Genomic DNA, 19,452 nt, shown 5'->3' on the forward strand with positions numbered 1-19,452 from the left:
ACATGACCGATCGACCTGCTCTCGTCATCGGCCTGGGCAATCCCGGACCGCAGTACGAGCGCACCCGACACAACGTCGGCGCCGTCGTCGTCGACACCCTGGCGGAGCGGATGCGAGGGTCGTTCTCGTCGCACAAGCGCAGCAACTCCGACGTGCTCCAGGCACGGCTCGGGACTCGCCCGGTCGTGCTGGGGAAGCCGCGGTCGTACATGAACGAGTCCGGGGGCCCGGTCGCCAACCTGGCCCGGTTCTTCTCCGTGGCGCCGGCGGACATCATCGTCGTGCACGACGAACTCGACGTCGATCTGGGTCAGGTGCGGCTCAAGGTCGGCGGCGGGGAGGGCGGGCACAACGGGCTGCGCTCCATCTCGAAGTCGTTGTCCACCAGAGACTACCTCCGTGTCCGGGTCGGAGTGGGGCGGCCGCCCGGCCGGATGGATCCGGCGTCGTACGTGCTCAAGCCCTTCGCCGCGTCCGAGCGCGACGAGGTGGCGGTCGTGCTGGAGGAGGCCGCGGACGCAGTGGAGTTGCTCCTGAAGGGCAGCCTCGAGGACGCGCAGAACCGCATCCACCGACCCTGATGCGCTGAGCTCAGCCGAGGAGCGACGCCGAGTTCGCGCGGCGGAGCTTGCCCGAGGACGTCTTCGGAATGGTGCCGGGACCGAGCACCGCGACCGTGCGAGGACGAACCCCCACTTCCGAGAACACCGCGTGCACGATGTCGTGCTCGATGCGCTTGACCGCATCCGGGTCGGCGATCTCGTTGGTCTCCGCCGCGACCGCGAAGCTCTCCCGCTTCTGCCCCGCGTCGAGACGGATCGCGACGGCATTGCCCGGCCGGACGCCCGCGACGGTGCCCACGGCACGTTCGATGTCGGTCGGATAGATGTTGCGGCCACCCATGATGATGACGTCCTTGATGCGCCCGCAGACGACGACCAGGTCTTCCTCCGTGAAGTACCCGATGTCTCCGGTGTCGAGCCACCCGTCGTCGTCCTGCGCGGACACCGAGCCCTCCACCGTGATGTATCCGGGCGTCACCGCCGGCCCCCGCACGTGGATGACACCGACACCGCGGCTCGGGAGCACCTGGCCCTCGGCGTCGACGACGCGCCCCTCGAGATTCGGCACCATCCGCCCGAGCGTCGCGAGACGACGGACGTTGCCCTTGGTCGACGGAACGGCGCGGCCCATCACCTCGAGCAGGTCCGCGTCGACCACGTCGAGCACCTGGCCCTGATCGCGTACCGGGATCGACACCGCGAGCGTGGTCTCCGCCATCCCGTAGACGGGTGCGAGAGCCGTCGGGGCGAGCCCGAACCGGGCGCCCGCCTCCGCGAGGGCGAGCATCGTGTCGGGATCCACCGGCTCGGCACCGTTCCACGCGTAGCGCAACGACGACAGATCGAGGGCCGTGTCGGCGGACGCCTGCTTCAGCCTGCGCGCGAGCAACGAGTACGCGAAGTTGGGAGCGGCGGTGACGGTGCCGCGGTACTTGTCGATCAGCTGGGCCCACAGCAGCGGAGAGCGCAGGAAGTCGATCGGCGTGATGCTGACGACCTCGGCACCGACCTGCATCGGCACCGACAGGAACCCGACCATCCCCATGTCGTGGAACAGCGGCAGCCAGCTGACCATCACGTCGTCCTCGAGCGAGTACTCGATCCGATCGATCATCGCGTAGGCGTTGACGTAGAAGTTCTCGTGGGTGATGCGCACGGCCTTGGGAGATCCGGTGGACCCGGACGTGAGCTGCTGCAGCGCGATGTCGGACTCGTCGGTGGGCACGGGATCGGTGTCCTCACCGCCGCGCAGGTCGTCGATCGTCAGCACGGTGATCCCGCGTTCCTCCAGGATGGGCGCCGCGGCGTCGAACGGTGCACCGAGCACCACCGCGGCGGCGTCGATCATCCGGATGACGGTCTCGGTGTCGGCACCCCACACGGCGAGATCGGTGCGCGGCGTCGGCTGATGCAGCATGGTCACGGACGCGCCGCGCATCCACGCCGCCTGACACGACGGCGCGATGTCCACCGGCTGACCGGCCAGGATGCCGATCGCGTCCCCGCGGGAGACCCCTGCCGCGGCGAGCCCGCCTGCCATCCGGCGCGCGACCGCATGGATGTCGCCCCACGTCTGCCGCAACGGTGCGTCGGGCTCACCGGTGACGAGACCCCGCTCGGTCGTGGCCGCGGTCGCGTACATCTCCTCGGTGAACCTGCTCAACGTCACTCCCTCGTCGGTGGTGCGTGCCGGGTGCGCGCACCACTGTTACATCCGGACGACGGTGACCGCTGTTACGGACGGACGGGCTCGGCGTGTCGGCCGAGTACCCTGGGTACGTTCCGACCAGTGATCCGCACAGCTGCGGTCACCGAAGAAAGGCCTTCGTGAGCACCCCGTCCGTCGACACCGACACCACCACCGCGGTCACCGCCGCCGGCACCACCCCGCCGAAGAACCTCCGGCGCGAGGTGGAGCGTCGTCGCACCTTCGCAGTGATCTCGCATCCCGACGCGGGCAAGTCGACGCTCACCGAGGCCCTGGCTCTGCACGCGCGGAAGATCTCCGAGGCCGGTGCGATCCACGGGAAGTCGGGTCGCCGCTCGACCGTCTCCGACTGGATGGAGATGGAGAAGGCGCGCGGTATCTCCGTCAGTTCGACGGCGCTGCAGTTCGACTACGCCGATCACACCATCAACCTGGTGGACACCCCGGGTCACGCCGACTTCTCGGAGGACACCTACCGCGTGCTGACCGCGGTGGACGCCGCCGTGATGCTGATCGACGCGGCGAAGGGTCTGGAACCGCAGACGCTGAAGCTGTTCCAGGTGTGTCGGCACCGCGGCATCCCGGTCATCACCGTGGTCAACAAGTGGGACCGGCCGGGCCGCTCCCCCCTCGAGCTGCTCGACGAGATCGAGGAGCGCATCGGTCTGACGCCGACCCCGCTGTACTGGCCCGTCGGTATCGCGGGTGACTTCCGCGGACTGCTCGACGTGTCGGAGCACCAGTACATCCACTTCACCCGCACGGCCGGTGGCGCGACCATCGCACCCGAGGAGTTCATGGACTCCGAGGCGGCGCAGTCCCGTGAGGGCGACGACTGGACCACCGCCGTCGAGGAGAGCGAGTTGCTCGTCGAGAGCGGGCAGCGCCACGACGAGGACGAGTTCCTCGCGGGCCGGACGTCTCCGGTGATCTTCGCGTCGGCGATGCTGAACTTCGGCGTGCACCAGATCCTCGACACCCTCGTCTCGTTCGCTCCGGCCCCGGGCCCCCGTCCCGATGTGGCCGGTGGTGAGCGCGAGGTCACCGACCCCTTCAGCGCGGTCGTGTTCAAGGTGCAGGCCGGCATGGACACCGCACACCGCGACCGCCTCGCCTTCATGCGCGTGGTCTCCGGAGTCTTCGAGCGCGGCATGGTGGTCACCCATGCCCAGACGGGCAAACCGTTCACGACGAAGTACGCGCTGACGGTGTTCGGCCGCGAGCGCACCACGGTGGAGAACGCCTACCCCGGCGACGTCGTCGGGCTGGTCAACGCCACCGCGCTCGCTCCCGGCCACACGTTGTACGCGGATCGCAAGGTCGAGTTCCCGCCGATCCCGTCCTTCGCTCCCGAGCACTTCGCCGTCCTCCGCGCGGAGAGCGCGAGCAAGTACAAGCAGTTCCGTCGCGCCGTGGACCAGATGGATCAGGAGGGTGTCGTCCAGATCCTGCGCAACGACATCCGCGGAGACGCGTCACCCGTCCTCGCCGCCGTGGGGCCGATGCAGTTCGAGGTGGTGTCCGCGCGCATGAAGTCCGAGTTCGGCGTCGAGGCGCGCATGGAGCCCCTGGGCTACTCGATCGCTCGACGCACCGACGCGGCGTCCGCCGGGGAGCTCGGTCGCCAGCGCGGCGTCGAGGTGTTCACCCGCACGGACGGCGTGATGTTGGCGCTGGTCAGTGACAAGTGGCGGCTGCAGTACATCCAGAAGGAGCTGCCGGACCTGCTGCTCGAGCCGCTGGTCGCCGCGGCCGACTGATTCTCTGGGACATCTCCACACCACCTCACCCCAAGATTGGTGTCATCTCCAATCCATAGGGTCAAAACTGTTCGCTGTTTCCTTCCCGTGGTACTTTTTCTCTGTTCGAACGTACTTCTGGTTTGTTCTTCGGAAGTACTCGAGTCACGTACCGAGACGATCGAGGAGCAGTCCGAGTAATGAGCGATGGATCAAGTGGGCCCCTCACGGGGATCAAGATCGGCAAGGCACCAGCCCACCGATCCAACGGGACACCTTCGAGCGTCACTCCGAGCAAAAGTGAGGTCGACATGACAACCAGTGATCAGATTTCCGAACACGCGTTGCCTGGCGGCAGCACGTCCACCAACGGATCGTCGAACGGCAGCAGCTTCGCCTCGGGTCGTCACCCGAGCCCCGATCGCCGCACGGCCATGGGCATCGCGTCCATCCGCATCGCGGGACGGCTGACCCAGAACGAGATCACCAGCCGCGACACGCGCCCGATGGATTCCTCCACCGGACCCGACGAGCTGCTGCAGCTCCTCGGTGAGTACCTCACCTCCGGTGGGCTCGCGAGCCCCGAGCTGCACGTGCGTTCCAACGGCACGACGGTGGTGCTCGATCTGCAGAACCCCGCCAAGGGCTTCCGCTGATCCTCCCCTGACACACGAGAATGGCCCCCGGCATCGCCGGGGGCCATTCTCGTGCTGTCGTCATCCGTCCCCGTGACGCACGAAGGCGACCCGAGAAGAATCTCGGGTCGCCTCGTACTACTTCACGACGGACACAGTCGGGGGACGACCGCCGCGAAGAGAGTGTTCGTCCTCATGATCCCTGTGGAAAAGGATCAGGCGGGGGGCATCATGACCGAGTCGACCAGGTAGACGGTCGCGTTGGCGGTCTTGACGCCACCGCAGACCAGGTTCGAGTCGTTGAACTTCAGCGTGTCGCCCTCACCGGTGACGTTGACTGCCTGGCCCTCGACCGAGGTCTGCTCGCCGGCGATCGCGTCGGGAGCGATCTGGCCGGGGATCACGTGGTACGTGAGGATCTTGGTGAGCAGCGCGGAATCGGTCTTCAGCGTCTCGATGGTGGCCGGGTCGATCTTCGCGAACGCGTCGTCGGTCGGGGCGATGACGGTGAACTCGGAGCCGTTCAGCGTGTCGACCAGGTTGACGCCCGGGTTCAGGCCACCGGAGACCGCTGCGGTCAGGGTGGTGAGGATCGGGTTGTTGGAGGCGGCGACGGCGACCGGATCGGCAGCCATTCCGCTCACGGAGCCCGCACCGTCCGGGACCTGCTCGGCGTAGGCGGCGCAGCCCGAGCCGACGAGGTTGGAGGCCGGATCGGCACTCGAGTTCATCGCGGTGGAGGAGGACATGGCCGACGAGGTCATCGACTCCATGCTGCTGCTCGCGGTGGTCTCGGTGGTGCTGCTGCTGTCGTCGGACGAACATGCGGACAGTCCGAGGAGTGCAACTGCTGCGAAGCCGACTGCTACTGCACTCTTGCTCTTGGTGACGCTCATGGCGAGAACCCTTCTTGTACGGATCTGATAGCCGCTCACCGCCGGTGATGATCACCGGCCGCTGTCGGTTGTGTCATCCACCATTCGGATCCGGGTCCCATGGGGGATTGGTGACGGTTGTGAGAAAAATTCCCCACCAGTCACTTCGGGGTCCGACCAGGGATCACTCCCTGGGATCGGTACGCCCCGGCCCCAATTCGGCGGGCAGATCGGTCGGAAGGCAGGTTTCCTGTGTGGCCGTGAACCATCCGGTGTAGCGGAACAACCGCCCGAGCGTGCGGCCACGCACCTCGATGTCGATGCGGTGGCGCTGCTGCTCCTCGTCCCACCACTCGCGGCCGATGGTCTCCGCCGACAGGAGACCCGGCGGCTTGATCGACCCACGCGGAGCGAGGAACCGGGGCAGACCGCTGTCGAGCCGCAGGCCACCGTCGGCGTCCGCGGAGCACTGGGTGTGCACCACCATGTCGGGGCCGGCACCGATGTAGTCGAGTGCGCCGCGCGATCCCACGACCATCACCGAGTCGAGTGCCACCTCGTGGCCGGGGAACTGGAACCGTCGGACGAACGCCAGCGTGGGCCTGCCCAGCTCGTCCGTGTACGCGTAGTTGGCGATGGTGAAGGGGATGTTCTCGCCCGAGTCGGAGGGGACCATCCGCCGCTTGCCACCGAGCCACAGGGCCGGCGGCGGCAGCAGCGGAGAGTGCGTGATGGTCTCCATGACACCGGTGCCGAACTGCGCCACATGATCGTCCGCACCGAAACCGAAGCGCCACTGCACCTTCGGGTGAAGCTTCTCGAACTCCGAGCCCATGACCTCGGACACGACGGATGTCATCGTCACTCCTCGCGCAGAACGCGGTCGCCGATCGACCGCCTGAACGCGAGGGTAGACCGTGTCAGCCCAGTTCCTCGGCCAGCTCCATCCAGCGCTCCTCGACGGAGTCCTTCTCCGCGACGACGGTGAGCAACTCGGCGTTCAGCGACTGCAACGTCGCCGGGTCCGTCGCCGCCTCGGCCAGCGAGACGTGCAGTGCGCGCACCCGATCGTCGAGCTTGACCAGGGAGCGCTCGAGCTTCGAGAGTTCCTTGCGAGCGGCGCGCTCGTCGGCACCGCCCTTGGCCGCCGCCGGCTTCGCTCCCCCGCCCGACGTCATCCCCGGAGCCGCGTCGTCGGCTGCGGCGATTCGCGCGCGACGCCGCAGGTACTCCTCGATGCCACCCGGCAGGTTGGTGAGCTTGCCGTCGCCGAACAGAGCCCACGTCGAGTCGCAGACGCGCTCGATGAGGTACCGGTCGTGACTGATGACGATCATGGTGCCGGCCCAGCCGTCGAGCAGATCCTCGAGCTGCTGCAGCGTGTCGATGTCGAGGTCGTTGGTCGGCTCGTCGAGGAGCAGGACGTTCGGCTCGGACATCAGCACGCGTGTCAGCTGCAGTCGACGGCGCTCGCCACCGGACAGGTCACCGACGGGCGTGCGCTGCCGTGCAGGCGTGAAGCCCAGCCGCTCGGCGAGCTGTCCGGCGGAGATCTCCCTGTCACCCAGCTGAATTCGTTCCGCGACGTCCTGGACCGCCTCGAGCACGCGCATCCCGACGGGCAGGTCGTCGAGTTCCTGGCGGAGCCAGCCGATGCGCACCGTCTTGCCCTCGATGCGGCGGCCCTTGGCGGGTTCGAGCTCGCCGGCGATGGTGCGGAGCAACGTCGTCTTGCCGGAGCCGTTGACACCGACGAGACCGATGCGCTCCCCCGGCGCGAGGCGCCACGTGAAGTCCTCCACCAGTACGCGACCGTCCGGGGTCGCCAGCGTGGCGTCCTCGAGCTCGATGACGATGCGGCCCAGCCGGGTCTGCGCGAACTTCGACAACGCGACCGAGTCGCGCGGCGGCGGCACGTCCGAGATGAGGGCCTCGGCGGCCTCGATGCGGTAGCGCGGCTTCGAGGTTCGAGCGGGCGGGCCGCGGCGCAGCCAGGCCAGCTCCTTGCGGGCGAGGTTGCGGCGACGATCCTCCGCGGCATCGGCCTGGCGAGAGCGCTCCGCGCGAGCGAAGATCCAGTCGGCGTAGCCGCCCTCGTACGTCTCGACCTGACCGTTCACCACTTCCCAGGTGCGGGTGGCAACGGTGTCGAGGAACCACCGGTCGTGGGTGACGACGACCAGTGCGGACCGCCGGTTCACCAGATGCTCGGCCAGCCACTGGACGCCCTCGACGTCGAGATGGTTGGTCGGCTCGTCGAGCACGAGCAGGTCGAGGTCCTGCACCAGCGCGGCGGCGAGCGCCGTGCGTCGGCGCTCACCGCCCGACAACTGCTCGACCGGTGCGTCGAGCCCGAGACCGGTGATGCCGATGCCGTCCAGAACGCTGCGGATCCGGGCGTCACCGGCCCACTCGTGCTCGGCGACACCGAGCGGCGCGAGGACGATGTCCCCGATGGTGGACCCGGGCGGCAGGACACCACGCTGCGTCACGACGGCCATCCGGAGTCCTCCCACGCGACTCACCCGGCCCGAGTCGGGCTGCTCGACGCCCGCGAGCACCTCGAGCATGGTGGTCTTGCCGTTGCCGTTCAGGCCCACGACGCCGATGCGCTCGTTCTCCTGGACACCGAGCGAGACTCCGTCGAGGAGCGGCTTCACGCCGAAGGATTTGGAGACCTGCTCCAGGTTGATCAGGTTGGCCATCAGTGTTGTCCCCGGTTCGTGTCGTTCTGGTCGCGTTCGGTGCGCACTCGCGCTCCGCTCACCGGTCCACGTGCCACGCGTACCGTGCGGCAGACGCCGGCGCCGGACAGTTCCGCGCCGACCTCGACCGCATGGTCGGCAGAGGCGCAGAGGAAGGCGCAGGTGGGGCCGGACCCGGAGACGATGCCGGCGATGGCACCCGCCTCGGTGCCGGCGCGCAGGGTGCGGCGAAGGCCTGGTTCGAGGGACAGCGCCGCGGCCTGGAGGTCGTTGCCCAGGAGCGGCCCGACCCGCGCCGGATCGCCCGACGCCAGGGCCTGCATCAGCTCGTCGGGTGCGCCGAGGCGCGGCGGCGCTCCCCGTTCGCGCAGCCGGTCGAGTTCGCGGTAGACCGCGAGAGTCGAGAGACCGCCCTTCGCGAGAGCGAGCACCCAGTGGAAGGAGTTGCGTGAGAGCACCGGCAGCAGCTTCTCGCCGCGACCCGTGCCGACGGCCGTGCCACCGGCGACGGAGAACGGGACGTCGCTGCCGAGCTGCGCCGCGAAGTCCATGATCTTCTCGCGGGGAAGGCCGAGGTTCCAGAGCGCGTCCAGCGCGACGACGGTCGCGGCCGCGTCGGCGCTGCCCCCGGCCATGCCCCCCGCGACGGGAATGCCCTTGTCGATGCTGATGGCGACGGCCGGCCGACGACCGGCATGGGCGGCGACGAGTTCGGCCGCCTTCCATGCCAGGTTGGTGTGGTCGGTGGGAACGATGCCCGCATCGTCCCCGTACACGCTGACGGACAGTGTCTCCGCGGCCACGACGGAGACGTCGTCGACGAGGGAGAGCGCGTGGAAGACGGTGGTGAGTTCGTGGTAGCCGTCGGGGCGCAGGTCACCCACGGCAAGGTGCAGATTGACCTTGGCGGGAGCGCGGACGGAGACCGGCCGCGGAACGACTGTGAGCACGTCTCACCACTGTAGTCGGCGTGCGCCCGAGTACCGAACCGGATCGAGGACCCGAACTGTCCGCTGTCGGGTGCATCATGTCGACATGCGCGAGACGTCCGCTCGACTGCTGGCTCTGCTGTCGTTGCTGCAGACCCGGCGCGACTGGTCTGGGGCCGATCTGGCCGAACGGCTGCAGATCACCCCGCGCACCGTGCGCCGTGACGTCGACCGGCTGCGGTCGCTGGGCTATCCGGTGGACGGAACGGTCGGCGTCGGCGGCGGGTATCGGCTGGGTGCCGGCGCGGAGATGCCACCCCTGCTGCTGACGGACGACGAGGTGATCGCCGTGGCGCTCGGGCTGCAGAGCGGCGCGTCCGCGTCCGTCACCGGCACCGCGGAGTCGTCGATCGGTGCCCTCACCAAGCTGCGGCAGGTGATGCCGTCACGGTTGCGTCACCGACTCGACGCACTGCAGATCGACGTCGTGCAGTCACGTCCGGTGCAGTCGAGCGTCGATGCGTCGGTACTGACAGCACTGGCGACCGTGTGCCAGAACCACGAACGCCTGCGGTTCGACTACCGCACCCACGGCGGGGACACCATGCGGCGTGAGGTGGAGCCGTACCGGCTCGTGCGGTCGGGGTTGCGGTGGTACCTCGTGGGCTGGGACCTCGCCCGTGAGGACTGGCGGTCGTTCCGCGTCGACCGCCTCGATCCGAAGGTGCCGACGGGGCCTCGCTTCACTCCTCGGGCCCTGCCCGAGGGCGGCGCCGCGGAGTTCGTGTCGAGGGGCATCGATCAGGCGTTCTCCGCCGCCCGCGGACGGGTCGTGCTGCACGTGCCGTTCGAACGGGTCGAGGACCGCGTCGATCCGCAGTGGGGCACCCTCGCCCGGCTCGACGACGAGCGGTGCGAGGTCTCGATCACCGCGGACACCTACCCGTCGATGGCGCGGTGGCTCGCCGCCTTCGACGTGGACTTCACGGTGTGCGGCCCACAGGAGTTGATCGACGCCTGCCAGGTCGAATCACGGCGACTCGACCGTGTCGCCGCCCGATACGCCCGTGCCCGCGACGAGCACCGCCCGCGTCAGGACTCGTGACCACCGGTGGTCTGCGCCAGTCGGACGAACGCGGCGGCGTCGAGCGTCTCCCCGCGCGCCGACGGGTCGATCCCCGCCTCGACGAGCCGCGTCTCCGCCATGGCCGCCGATCCGGCCCACCCCGCCAGAGCCGCACGTAACGTCTTGCGCCGCTGCGCGAATGCCGCGTCCACGACGGCGAACAGAGTGCGGCGGAACGTCTCGTCCATCGGCCACTGCGGATTCTCGTGCCGATCGACGCGCACCAGACCCGACTCCACCTGAGGCACCGGCCAGAACACCGAACGGCCCACGGCGCCCGCGCGGCGGACGTCGCCGAAGTACGCGGCCTTCACACTCGGCACCCCGTAGGTCTTGCTGCCGGGAGGAGCCGCCAGCCGGTCCGCCACCTCCGACTGCACCATCACCAGCGCGGTGCGCAGGGTGGGGATCAGGGCGAGCAGGTGCAGCAGCACCGGCACCGCCACGTTGTACGGGAGGTTGGCGACCAGTGCTGTCGGCGCGCCGGGAATCTCGTCGCGGCGCACGCGCAGGGCGTCCGCACCGACCACCGCCAACCGGTCGACTCGCGACTCGGCGCGCTCGGCGACGGTCTGCGGAAGACGCTGCGCCAGCACGGGGTCGATCTCGACGGCGACCACGTCGTGCACGACGTCGAGCAACGCCAGGGTCAGCGATCCGAGTCCCGGCCCCACCTCGAGCACCGTGTCGTCCGGACCGACTCCGGCCGCGGTCACGATGCGCCGCACCGTGTTCGCGTCGTGGACGAAGTTCTGGCCGAGGGTCTTGGTGGGCCGGACGCCCAGCTCGGCCGCGAGGGTGCGCACCTCCGCGGGCCCCAGCAGGCGGACGCGTGCCGGGCCGGCTGCGGAATCGGACGCCGGCGAATCGGACGTCGGCGGGGAGACGGGAGGTTCGGACACGGGTGGAGCGTATGTCAGCGCAGCCCGAGCCTGCTGGTGCAGGAGGGCCAGGCGCCCCAGCCCTGGGTGCGCTGGGTCTGCGACGCGATCGCGATCTGCTCCTCGCGGGTGGCCAGGTCGGCGCGCGCCGCGTACTTGAGCCCGCCCTGCCGCTCCCAGGTGTTCTGGTCGAACTGCACGCCGCCGAAGAAGCCGTTGCCCGTGTTGATGGCCCAGTTCCCGGTGGCCTCGCACTGCGCGAGGGCGTCCCAGACGGCGCCGTTCTCGACCGGCGGCACCTCGGTGCCGGGCTTGGCACCGACGCGCACGGTCTTGGCGACCGGCGGTGTCGTGACGTCGGCCTTCACGAGCGTGCGGGAGACCTCGACACCGTTGACCTTGTTCACCGAGTAGGTCGCGTTCTGCTCGCCCGGAGCGCCGGCGGACTCCTCGATCGTCTTGCTCATGTTCATCGTCGGGTCCTCGATGCGCTGATCCGGCGCGACGACGGGTTCGGTGACGCTGACGGTCTCCGTCCGATCGCGGGTCACCGTGACCACGGCGCCCTCGACGAGCGGCTCGTCCGCCGCGGGGGCGACCGTGTCGTTCTGTTCGAGAGGCGCACCGGCCGCGGCGAGGAACTCGCCGACGGTGGGTGCGGCGAGCCGCATCGGTGCGGGCGACGCGGCCCCGTCGGCGAGTGTCACGGACTTCGGCAGCACGACGTTGACGGAGGCACCGTCGAGCGGCAGCGGGTCGGACTCCGACTCGTCGATGTGGACGTCGGGAGCGATGCCCAACTGATCCTTGGCCTCGGCGACGGTGGAGGCGGTGGTCCACACCGTCGTCGGCGCACCGTCCACGGTGAGAGTCACCTCGCGGGCCCGCTTGAGCGTGACGGTCTCTCCGTCGGCGAGGGTCGCGTCCGCGGCGGGCGCGACCTCGTCCCGCTCGGTGGGCTGATATCCGGCGGCCTCGAGGGCGCTGCGCACGTCGGTGGTCATCGTGGAGAGCTGGACCTGCTGCCCGTCGACGTCGATCGTGACGGTCTTGTGGCGGGCCACGGCGACGCTCGCTCCCACGACGAGTGTGGCGAGAAGCGCGGCCACCACGACGTACAGCAGGCGGGACCGGGCGGAGTTGAGTCTGGCGACGTGCGACATCGTCACCGCGCTCCCGCCCCGGTGGACACGACTGGTCGAACGGACATCACGGACGAATAACGCAACTTCGATTTCCTTGCCGGGTCGAGACGATCACGAGGCCGAGAGGCTCGCATCGGGGTCATACGATCACGATACGGTAACGAGCGGGCACAGGTTCGGCAACTTCACGGCCTCGAGCAGCCCGTCGACCGTTCCTACCTTCCGGTAAGGGTCGTCGCGAGCCCCCGGCCGATAGGGTCCGAGCCGACTGTTCACCTGCACCAGAACGGAAGGCTCTTCGTGAATCCGACCTCCCCACCGCGATCCGAACGCGGACGGTGGCACCGACTGCGCCGCCTCCCGGCGATCACCGCCGTCGTGGCACTCGTCGCGTTGGTGCTCGCACCCGCAGCGCAGGCCCAGCCGGCGCCCCCGAGCCCGGTGGAGGGTCGCACGTTCGCCATCGCCACCGACGTGACCTTCGCACCGTTCGAGTTCCAGAACTCCGACGGCCAGTTCGTCGGCATCGACATGGACCTGATCCGAGCGATCGCGGAGGACCAGGGTTTCCAGGTCGACATCCGGCCCCTCGGGTTCGATGCGGCGTTGCAGGCAGTGCAGGCGAACCAGGCCGACGGCGTCATCGCCGGCATGACGATCACGCCGGCACGCGAGGCCGTGTTCGACTTCTCCGAGCCCTACTTCGAGTCCGGCGTGCAGATGGCCGTGCTCGAGAACTCGTCGATCACCTCGTACGACGATCTCTCCGGGCAGCAGGTCGCGGTCAAGAACGGCACCGAGGGCGCCGACTTCGCGGAGAGCATCAAGGCGCAGTACGGCTTCACGACGCGGTACTTCGCCGACTCCGCGAGCATGTACGACGAGGTGCGCACCGGGAACTCGGTCGCCGTGTTCGACGACTACCCGGTGCTGCAGTACGGCATCACCCAGGGGAACGGTCTGAAGACGGTCACGGAGAAGGAGTCGCCGAGCAACTACGGCTTCGCCGTGAACAAGGGCGCGAACCCCGAGCTGCTCGCCGCATTCGACACCGGACTGGCCAACCTGCGGTCGTCCGGCCAGTACGACGAGATCCTCGGCACCTACATCGGCGCCGCGGCGGACGAGACGGACAACTCGATCCCCGGACTGATCAAGAGCGAGTACAAGGAACTGCTGAAGGGCCTCTGGCTCACCATCGTCCTGACAGTCATCTCCATCGTGCTGGCCCTGATCCTCGGCGCCGTCTTCGGACTCTTCCGGGTGTCGACGAAGGCGTGGCTGCGCGGGATCGGCGCCACCTACGTGGCCATCTTCCGCGGCACGCCACTGCTGGTGCAGGCCTTCTTCATCTACTTCGGCATTCCCGCCGCGCTCAGCTTCCAGATGTCGGCGTTCACCGCCGGCATCATCACGCTGTCGCTCAACGCCGGTGCGTACATGGCGGAGATCGTCCGCGGCGGCATCCTGTCGGTGGACAAGGGCCAGATGGAGGCCTCGCGCAGTCTCGGTATCAGCTACCTGACGTCCATGCGCAAGGTCGTGATGCCACAGGCGATCCGGACGATGATCCCGTCGTACATCAATCAGTTCGTCATCACGCTGAAGGACACCTCGATCCTGTCGGTGATCGGCCTCGCCGAACTCACCCAGTCGGGGCGGATCATCATCGCCCGCAACTTCCAGTCGTTCAACATGTGGCTGATCATCGGCGTCATGTACTTCGTCATCATCATGGCGTTGACGATGCTGTCGAACCGTCTCGAGAAGAGGATCAACAAGTGAGCACCGAGACCACCGCGCCCGACGCCGCTGCGGCCGAGGTCAAGATCCGCGCCATCGGACTGAAGAAGTCGTTCGGCGATCTCGAGGTGCTCAAGGGCCTCGACGTCGACGTCCACTCGGGCGAGGTGGTGTGTGTCATCGGCCCGTCCGGTTCCGGCAAGAGCACCTTCCTCCGGTGCCTCAACAAGCTCGAGGACATCACGGGCGGCACGGTCGTGGTCGACGGTTTCGACCTGACCGATCCGAAGGTGGACCTCGACTCCGTGCGCCAGCACATCGGCATGGTGTTCCAGCACTTCAACCTCTTCCCCCACATGAGCGTCATCGAGAACGTGATGCTCGCGCCCGTGGAGACGAAGAAGTCGGACAAGTCGAAGGCGCGCGAGAACGCCGTTCGTCTGCTGGCCCAGGTGGGCCTCGCCGACAAGGAGAACGCGAAGCCGGCGCAGTTGTCCGGTGGGCAGAAGCAGCGCGTCGCCATCGCACGTGCACTGGCGATGGACCCGGACATCATGCTGTTCGACGAGGCCACGAGTGCGCTGGACCCCGAGATGGTCGGCGAGGTCCTGCAGGTCCTCCGCGATCTGGCGAAGGGCGGCATGACGATGGTCGTCGTCACGCACGAGATGGGCTTCGCCCGCGAGGTGTCCGACCGTGTGATCTTCATGGCGGAGGGGTACATCGTCGAGGAGGGTTCGCCGGACGACCTGTTCGGCAACCCGCAGCACGAGCGAACGAAGGACTTCCTCGACAAGGTCCTGTGAGACGCGGGCCCCGCACCGAGAAGCCGCTACACCGACGAGAGGCACGACAGTGAGCGACGACCAAGAGATCATGCAGAAGATCACGGCGAAGATCGACGCTCGGTTGGGTGCGCAGACCAACGGCCTGCAGAACGAGGTGCCGCCCGGAGCGAGCACGCAGGACGACGACGAGGACGGTGAGCGCGGTCCCCTGGGCCGCGACTACCACCTCGCGGGCAAGTACGCGCAGGCTCTGGCCATCAACGAGCCCAGTGTGATCGATCGTGCCGAGTTCGATCGACTGGTGGAGACGTACGGAGACGACGACTGATCCGTCGCCGCGACCCGATCGTGACCTGAGCATCGGTAACGATCGGGGGGTGGTCGCCGACACACCCTTCGACCGCCGAGCAGAACGCTCGGTACGGACACCCTGGAGGCTCGGTGACCACTCTCCCGCGTTCGATGGCCGTTCTCGCCGTGGCGGCCTGCGCCGCCGCCGCCGTGTCGTGCGGTTCCGCCGGTACGACCGGGACGGCGCTCCCCGCCGACGACCCGGCACCCTCGTCGTCCACTCCGGCCCCCGCACCGGCACCCGCGCCGCAGACGAGGGTGGAGACGCAGACCGAGACGGTCACCGTGCCCGCACCCGCACCGGCGCAGCCGGCGCAGGTGGTGCCGTGCGTCGATCCCAGTTCGCTGAACGTGCGCACCGCCGTGGCGAACCTGGGCACCGACTCGCAGGGCGGGGCCTTCGTGATCGACGATCACACGCCCGGCACCAGCGCGGACGGATGTCCGACGCTCGAATGGGCGCGGGCGACGGGGACCGGCATCCGGAACGGCACCGTGCAGTCGCACGTCCTGTTCTTCACCAACTCGGGTGACTACCTCGGGACCGCGACGTCGGACGCGTACAGCTACACCTCGGTGGTCGGTGCGACCGACAGCACGGTCACGGTGCGCTACCGGTGGCTGAACCCCGACGACGCGTTCTGCTGCCCGTCGAACACCTCGTTCGTCGAGTTCGACCTCACCGGGAACACCATCACCCCGTACGGCGAGTTCCCGCCCCAGAACTAGAGCGGGTAGACCCGCTCCGCCGTGGCGGTCGCCGACGCCGCGACGTCATCAGCAGTTCGGCCGGTCGCCTCGGCCAGCGCACGGGCCGTGTAGGGCAGGCAATACGGCTCGTTCGGAGCACCGCGGAACGGGTGCGGTGTCAGGAACGGCGCGTCGGTCTCGAGCAGGTACTGTCCGTCCGGCACCACCTGGGCCGCTTCCCGCAACTCGTGGGAATTCTTGAAGCTCACCGTCCCGGAGAAGCTGAGCACGTAGCCGGCGTCGACGCACACCTGCGCCATCTCGGGACCGGACGAGAAGCAGTGGAAGATCACCGTCTCCGGCGCGCCCTCGTCGAGGAGCACCGCGAGAACGTCGTGGTCCGCGTCGCGGTTGTGGATCATGAGCGGCTTGCCGACGCGCTTCGCCAGATCGATGTGCCACCGGAAGCCCTCGACCTGCTCTTCCACCGCGGCGCAGCCGTCGAGCTTCCCCGGCCAGTAGTAATCGAGCCCCGTCTCCCCCACGGCGACGGTGCGGGGATCGCGCGCGAGGCGCTCGATCTCGGCCTTCACCTCGTCGGTGAGCACGTTCGCGCGCGTCGGGTGGAGTGCGGTGGCGGCGTACACGCGGGAATCCCAGTGCGCCGCAGCGACGGCGAAACGGGCCGCGTCCAGGTCGTCCGCGACGGTGACGACGCGTCCGACACCCACCGACTCGGAACGATCGAGGATCGCCGCGACCGACGCTGCATCGGTGGCCCCGCACGCGTCGAGGTGCGTGTGCGCGTCCAGGAGCGGTGCGAGCGGAGTGGGCAAGTCGGGGGCGGGACGGTCTCTCGGCACGAAAGATAGAGTAGGCGCACCATGACTGAGACCGGTTCGACCAAGCCTGCGTTCTACATCACGACCGCTATCGCCTACCCGAACGGTGATCCCCACATCGGCCACGCGTACGAGTACATCTCCACCGACGTCCTCGCTCGGTTCAAGCGGCTCGACGGGTTCGACGTGCGGTTCCTGACGGGAACGGACGAGCACGGTCTGAAGATGGCGCAGACGGCGTCGAAGGAGGGCATCTCCACCGCCGACCTCGCGCGTCGGAACTCGGACGCGTTCCAGGCCATGCAGGAGTCGCTGAAGATCACGTTCGACCGGTTCATCCGCACCACGGACGCCGACCACCGCGAGGCCAGCCGCGACCTGTGGCAGAAGATGACCGACAACGGCGACATCTACCTCGACTCGTACAGCGGCTGGTACTCGGTGCGCGACGAGGCCTACTACGCCGAGGGCGAGACCACGCTGCAGGACGACGGTTCCCGCATCGCGACCGAGTCGAGCACACCGGTGGAATGGACGGAGGAGTCGACGTACTTCTTCCGACTGTCCGCGTACCAGGACAAGCTGCTCGCGCTGTACGAGGAGCGTCCCGACTTCATCCTCCCGGCGGGTCGCCGCAACGAGGTGGCGAGCTTCGTGAAGTCCGGTCTCAAGGACCTGTCGATCTCTCGGTCCACCTTCGACTGGGGTGTCCAGGTTCCCGGCGATCCCGACCACGTCATGTACGTGTGGGTCGACGCGTTGACGAACTACCTCACCGGCGTCGGCTACCCCGACACCGACAGTGAGTCGTTCCGGAAGTTCTGGCCGGCCGACGTCCACATGATCGGCAAGGACATCGTGCGATTCCACGCCGTGTTCTGGCCGGCGTTCCTGATGTCGGCAGGTGTCGAATTGCCGAAACGCGTGTTCGCACACGGCTTCCTGACCAACAAGGGCGAGAAGATGTCCAAGTCGGTGGGCAACGTCGTCAGCCCGGCGGCCTTGATCGAGGAGTACGGCCTGGACTCGTTGCGCTTCTTCCTCCTGCGCGAGGTGTCGTTCGGACAGGACGGCAGCTACAGCCACGAGGCGATCGTCACCAGGATCAACGCCGACCTGGCCAACGAACTGGGGAACCTGGCTCAGCGGTCGCTGTCCATGGTGGCCAAGAACTGCGATGCGCAGGTGCCGACACCCGGCGAGTTCACCGCCGACGACGAGGCGATGCTCGCTCGCGTCGATGACCTTCACGCCGTGGTGCGCGGCCACATGGACGCCGTCGAGATGCACCTGGCGCTCGACGCGATCTGGTCGGTACTCGCGGAGACCAACCGCTACTTCTCGTCGCAGGAACCGTGGGTTCTGCGCAAGACGGATCCGGCCCGCATGGCGACGGTGCTGTACGTGACCCTCGAGGTGCTCCGCGTGACCGTCCTGCTGACCCAGCCGTTCATGCCCGACAGCACGGCGAAGCTGCTCGACCTGCTCGGGGTGACGGAGCGCGAATTCGATTCGGTGGCAACGCGTCTCACGCCGGGTGTGGCGTTGCCCAAGCCTGCGGGCGTGTTCCCCCGCTACGTCGAACCGGAGGAGTGAGCGGCCCGATCGGCGACCGTCGTACCGACCACGGCGAGCAGGATCACCGCCGTCACGGCCCCACTGACGACGGCCGATCCGGGTACCGCCGTGGCCGCGAGCACCGCCACACCGCCGACCGGCGTCACGACGTTCACCAGCCGTGACGACCGGCGGCGCATCGCCACCATCCAGAACCCCAGGACGAAGACCGCCACCGGAATCGTGATCGCGGCGGAGGACTGACGGTCCGACAGCACTCCGTCACCCTCGATGTGCGCGACGGCCACCTCGATGCCCGCCGACACCGCGCCCGCCGCCGCGAACACGAAGTAGTGCGTGTAGCCGAAACTCAAGGAGCGGCCGAGTCTCGCCCCGACCGAATCCTCCTGCGACACCGAGAAGTACAGCCACCACATGCCGGCGACGACGACGAGCGTGGCCATCGCGAGGCCGACGAGTTCGACCGTGTGATCGTGTTCGTCGATGCCGCCGACGATGGCCGTCGCCGAGGCCAGCAACGACTCACCGAGCAGGATGAGCGTGAAGAGACCGTAGCGCTCGGCGATGTGCTCGCCGTGCAACGGCGTCCGTCCCGCGCGCTCCGCCAGCACGGGGACGGCGAGCTCCGCGGCCACCAGCGCGACGAACCCGAGCACGGCCACGCTGTCGGGAAGCGCGAGTCGGGCGACCCACAACACCTGCACGACGGTGATGCCCACCGCGTACCGCACGGCGGTGGCGCGGAACTCGCTGTTGCGCAGCCCGGCTCGTATCCACTGACTCACCATCGCCAGTCGCATCACGACGTAGCCGATGGTCACCAGCGTGAAGTCGTAGTCGATCATCGCGTCGGAGACACCGCTGGCCAGGATCAGTACGCCGGCCATCTGCACGATGGTGGTCACGCGGTACAGCCAGTCGTCGGTGTCGAACGACGTGGCGAACCATGTGAAGTTCATCCACGCCCACCAGATGGCGAAGAACACCATCGCGTAGGCACCGATGCCCGACGCGATGTGGTTCTCTTCCAGCAGGTGGGCCAGTTCCACGGAGGCGAACGACACCGCGACGACGAAGACCAGGTCGAAGAACAGTTCCAGCGAACTCGCCGCTCGATGTTCCTCGTTCGGGTCCCGCGGAACCATCGGCCGCAG

General features: G+C 68.3%; 18 protein-coding genes. 9 read left to right on the forward strand and 9 right to left on the reverse strand.

Features of this window, described 5'->3' with window-relative positions:
- The first annotated feature begins 2 nt into the window (after positions 1 to 2).
- The gene (gene pth / locus QE397_RS13515) at positions 3 to 581 is read left to right on the forward strand and encodes an aminoacyl-tRNA hydrolase (RefSeq protein ID WP_307095302.1); all 579 of its coding nucleotides are present in this window, start codon (positions 3 to 5) and stop codon (positions 579 to 581) included.
- 10 nt (positions 582 to 591) lie between these two features.
- Here pth and QE397_RS13520 read toward each other — a convergent pair whose 3' ends face one another.
- Complete coding sequence (locus QE397_RS13520; protein ID WP_307095304.1) at positions 592 to 2,226, reverse strand: fatty acyl-AMP ligase; 1,635 nt, start codon at positions 2,224 to 2,226, stop codon at positions 592 to 594.
- A 164-nt stretch (positions 2,227 to 2,390) separates the two neighbouring features.
- On the opposite strand from QE397_RS13520, the gene QE397_RS13525 reads away from it, so the two are divergent.
- Together QE397_RS13525 and QE397_RS13530 are read left to right on the forward strand one after the other, a co-directional pair.
- Positions 2,391 to 4,031 (forward strand): peptide chain release factor 3, encoded by a 1,641-nt coding sequence (locus QE397_RS13525; RefSeq protein ID WP_056447083.1) that lies wholly within the window; start codon positions 2,391 to 2,393, stop codon positions 4,029 to 4,031.
- Between the two features lie 290 nt (positions 4,032 to 4,321).
- Positions 4,322 to 4,666, forward strand: a complete 345-nt coding sequence (locus QE397_RS13530; protein ID WP_231476131.1) for a hypothetical protein — start codon at positions 4,322 to 4,324, stop codon at positions 4,664 to 4,666.
- A 194-nt stretch (positions 4,667 to 4,860) separates the two neighbouring features.
- Here QE397_RS13530 and QE397_RS13535 read toward each other — a convergent pair whose 3' ends face one another.
- From QE397_RS13535 to QE397_RS13550, 4 genes are all read right to left on the reverse strand, one after another.
- On the reverse strand, positions 4,861 to 5,541 hold the full coding sequence (locus QE397_RS13535) for a fasciclin domain-containing protein (RefSeq protein WP_027504081.1): 681 nt from the start codon (positions 5,539 to 5,541) through the stop codon (positions 4,861 to 4,863).
- A 163-nt stretch (positions 5,542 to 5,704) separates the two neighbouring features.
- On the reverse strand, positions 5,705 to 6,379 hold the full coding sequence (locus QE397_RS13540) for a DUF4166 domain-containing protein (protein ID WP_027504082.1): 675 nt from the start codon (positions 6,377 to 6,379) through the stop codon (positions 5,705 to 5,707).
- 61 nt (positions 6,380 to 6,440) lie between these two features.
- On the reverse strand, positions 6,441 to 8,225 hold the full coding sequence (locus tag QE397_RS13545) for an ABC-F family ATP-binding cassette domain-containing protein (RefSeq protein ID WP_027504083.1): 1,785 nt from the start codon (positions 8,223 to 8,225) through the stop codon (positions 6,441 to 6,443).
- Positions 8,225 to 9,175 carry a 4-(cytidine 5'-diphospho)-2-C-methyl-D-erythritol kinase gene (locus QE397_RS13550; protein WP_307095309.1) on the reverse strand — a complete coding sequence of 317 codons (951 nt, stop codon included), beginning with the start codon at positions 9,173 to 9,175 and terminating at the stop codon, positions 8,225 to 8,227. Before QE397_RS13550 ends, QE397_RS13545 begins: the two co-directional genes overlap by 1 nt.
- A gap of 85 nt (positions 9,176 to 9,260) precedes the next feature.
- Here QE397_RS13550 and QE397_RS13555 point away from each other — a divergent pair, with 85 nt between their 5' ends.
- Entirely contained in the window at positions 9,261 to 10,259 is a 999-nt protein-coding gene (locus QE397_RS13555; protein ID WP_307095310.1) for a YafY family protein, read from the forward strand.
- Here the strand turns inward: QE397_RS13555 and rsmA are convergent.
- Complete coding sequence (gene rsmA, locus QE397_RS13560; protein WP_051613059.1) at positions 10,247 to 11,104, reverse strand: 16S rRNA (adenine(1518)-N(6)/adenine(1519)-N(6))-dimethyltransferase RsmA; 858 nt, start codon at positions 11,102 to 11,104, stop codon at positions 10,247 to 10,249. The two genes, QE397_RS13555 and rsmA, sit on opposite strands and share 13 nt — an antisense overlap.
- Before the next feature lie 92 nt (positions 11,105 to 11,196).
- A complete protein-coding gene (locus tag QE397_RS13565; RefSeq protein WP_222629006.1) occupies positions 11,197 to 12,324 on the reverse strand; it encodes a resuscitation-promoting factor in 1,128 nt (375 codons plus the stop codon).
- A 378-nt stretch (positions 12,325 to 12,702) separates the two neighbouring features.
- Between QE397_RS13565 and QE397_RS13570 the strand changes: the two genes are divergently transcribed.
- The 4 genes from QE397_RS13570 to QE397_RS13585 all read left to right on the forward strand — a co-directional run bounded on the left by QE397_RS13570 (position 12,703) and on the right by QE397_RS13585 (position 15,917).
- On the forward strand, positions 12,703 to 14,091 hold the full coding sequence (locus QE397_RS13570) for an amino acid ABC transporter substrate-binding protein/permease (RefSeq protein WP_373425295.1): 1,389 nt from the start codon (positions 12,703 to 12,705) through the stop codon (positions 14,089 to 14,091).
- A complete protein-coding gene (locus tag QE397_RS13575) occupies positions 14,088 to 14,855 on the forward strand; it encodes an amino acid ABC transporter ATP-binding protein (RefSeq protein WP_082544604.1) in 768 nt (255 codons plus the stop codon). The genes QE397_RS13570 and QE397_RS13575 overlap by 4 nt, the downstream gene beginning before the upstream one ends.
- Before the next feature lie 49 nt (positions 14,856 to 14,904).
- On the forward strand, positions 14,905 to 15,165 hold the full coding sequence (locus tag QE397_RS13580) for a hypothetical protein (protein ID WP_027504090.1): 261 nt from the start codon (positions 14,905 to 14,907) through the stop codon (positions 15,163 to 15,165).
- 113 nt (positions 15,166 to 15,278) lie between these two features.
- Positions 15,279 to 15,917 carry an LppP/LprE family lipoprotein gene (locus QE397_RS13585; RefSeq protein WP_307095313.1) on the forward strand — a complete coding sequence of 213 codons (639 nt, stop codon included), beginning with the start codon at positions 15,279 to 15,281 and terminating at the stop codon, positions 15,915 to 15,917.
- Here the strand turns inward: QE397_RS13585 and QE397_RS13590 are convergent.
- Positions 15,914 to 16,741, reverse strand: coding sequence for a TatD family hydrolase (locus QE397_RS13590; protein ID WP_307095314.1), 828 nt, complete (start codon positions 16,739 to 16,741; stop codon positions 15,914 to 15,916). The two genes, QE397_RS13585 and QE397_RS13590, sit on opposite strands and share 4 nt — an antisense overlap.
- A 21-nt stretch (positions 16,742 to 16,762) precedes the next feature.
- On the opposite strand from QE397_RS13590, the gene metG reads away from it, so the two are divergent.
- Positions 16,763 to 18,316, forward strand: coding sequence for a methionine--tRNA ligase (gene metG, locus QE397_RS13595; protein ID WP_307095316.1), 1,554 nt, complete (start codon positions 16,763 to 16,765; stop codon positions 18,314 to 18,316).
- On the opposite strand, the gene QE397_RS13600 is transcribed toward metG, so the two are convergent.
- Positions 18,295 to 19,443, reverse strand: coding sequence for a low temperature requirement protein A (locus QE397_RS13600; RefSeq protein WP_307095318.1), 1,149 nt, complete (start codon positions 19,441 to 19,443; stop codon positions 18,295 to 18,297). The two genes, metG and QE397_RS13600, sit on opposite strands and share 22 nt — an antisense overlap.
- Positions 19,444 to 19,452 lie beyond the last annotated feature (9 nt).

Source organism: Rhodococcus sp. SORGH_AS_0301 (assembly GCF_030818285.1).
Taxonomy (GTDB): Bacteria; Actinomycetota; Actinomycetes; order Mycobacteriales; family Mycobacteriaceae; genus Rhodococcoides.

Coding starts and splice junctions, on each gene's coding strand:
- metG (WP_307095316.1), top strand. CDS start 16,763: ATGACTGAGACCGGTTCGACCAAGCCTGCGTTCTACATCACGACCGCT.
- QE397_RS13600 (WP_307095318.1), bottom strand. CDS start 19,443: ATGGTTCCGCGGGACCCGAACGAGGAACATCGAGCGGCGAGTTCGCTG.
- QE397_RS13540 (WP_027504082.1), bottom strand. CDS start 6,379: ATGACATCCGTCGTGTCCGAGGTCATGGGCTCGGAGTTCGAGAAGCTT.
- QE397_RS13555 (WP_307095310.1), top strand. CDS start 9,261: ATGCGCGAGACGTCCGCTCGACTGCTGGCTCTGCTGTCGTTGCTGCAG.
- QE397_RS13535 (WP_027504081.1), bottom strand. CDS start 5,541: ATGAGCGTCACCAAGAGCAAGAGTGCAGTAGCAGTCGGCTTCGCAGCA.
- QE397_RS13530 (WP_231476131.1), top strand. CDS start 4,322: ATGACAACCAGTGATCAGATTTCCGAACACGCGTTGCCTGGCGGCAGC.
- QE397_RS13545 (WP_027504083.1), bottom strand. CDS start 8,225: ATGGCCAACCTGATCAACCTGGAGCAGGTCTCCAAATCCTTCGGCGTG.
- pth (WP_307095302.1), top strand. CDS start 3: ATGACCGATCGACCTGCTCTCGTCATCGGCCTGGGCAATCCCGGACCG.
- QE397_RS13565 (WP_222629006.1), bottom strand. CDS start 12,324: ATGTCGCACGTCGCCAGACTCAACTCCGCCCGGTCCCGCCTGCTGTAC.